Origin of the sequence: Candidatus Methanocrinis alkalitolerans, from assembly GCF_029167205.1 — an archaeon.
Taxonomy (GTDB): domain Archaea; phylum Halobacteriota; class Methanosarcinia; order Methanotrichales; family Methanotrichaceae; genus Methanocrinis; species Methanocrinis alkalitolerans.
This window is the reverse complement of sequence record NZ_JARFPL010000089.1, coordinates 1-1,170: the sequence shown is the minus strand read 5'-3', so window position 1 is coordinate 1,170 and position 1,170 is coordinate 1. Positions and strand designations below refer to the sequence as shown.

Here is a 1,170-nt window from a genome sequence, read left to right as displayed (position 1 = left end):
ACCCATACGTTGACCTGGTTTGCTCCAACGTCAGCGTTGGTCGTCGTCCACGACCATGTATTGACCGTGCTCCACCCTCTCTTCTCGACCCACGCGTTCGCTGTAGAGGGTCCCTTCAGCCAGAACCTGTACTGTATTGCGTCTCCATCCGGATCCGTCGCGCTGGCGGTCCATAATATCGACGTTCCCGCGTTCTGGGGGCTCGACTTGTCGGCGTTCAGTGAGTTGGCGACCGGAGGCTGGTTTTGTGCCGTTATAGCGAAATCCGCGATCTTGAACGAGTCGTAGCTCGATGCGGGGGCATGGTTACCGTCTCTGACCCATACGTTGACCTGGTTTGCTCCAACGTCAGCGTTGGTCGTCGTCCACGACCATGTATTGACCGTGCTCCACCCTCTCTTCTCGACCCAGGCGTTCCCTGTAGAGGGTCCCTTCAGCCAGAACCTGTACTGTATTGAGTCCCCATCCGGATCCGTCCCGCTGGCGGTCCATAATATCGACGTTCCCGCGTTCTGGGGGCTCGACTTGTCGGCGGTCAGTGAGTTGGCGACCGGCGGCTGGTTTTGTGCTGTTATAGCGAAATCCGCGATCTTGAACGAGTCGTAGCTTGTAGCAGGCTCGTGGTTTCCGTCTCTTACCCATACGTTGACCTGGTTTGCTCCAACGTCAGAGTTGGTCGTAGTCCACGACCATGTATTGTCTGTGCTCCACCCTCTCTTCTCGACCCAGGCGTTCCCTGTAGAGGGTCCCTTCAGCCAGAACCTGTACTGTATTGCGTCTCCATCCGGATCCGTCGCGCTGGCGGTCCATAATATCGACGTTCCCGCGTTCTGGGGGCTCGACTTGTCGGCGTTCAGTGAGTTGGCGACCGGAGGCTGGTTTTGTGCCGTTATAGCGAAATCCGCGATCTTGAACGAGTCGTAGCTCGATGCGGGGGCATGGTTACCGTCTCTGACCCATACGTTGACCTGGTTTGCTCCAACGTCAGCGTTGGTCGTCGTCCACGACCATGTATTGACCGTGCTCCACCCTCTCTTCTCGACCCAGGCGTTCCCTGTAGAGGGTCCCTTCAGCCAGAACCTGTACTGTATTGCGTCTCCATCCGGATCCGTCGCGCTGGCGGTCCATAATATCGACGTTCCCGCGTTCTGGGGGCTCGACTTGTCGGCG

Annotated in this window: 1 protein-coding gene; it reads right to left on the bottom strand. The window is 57.9% G+C overall.

Features of this window, described 5'->3' with window-relative positions:
* Window positions 1–1,170: Ig-like domain-containing protein (locus P0O24_RS12460; RefSeq protein WP_394356790.1), on the bottom strand; the 1,170-nt coding region annotated here is incomplete at both ends.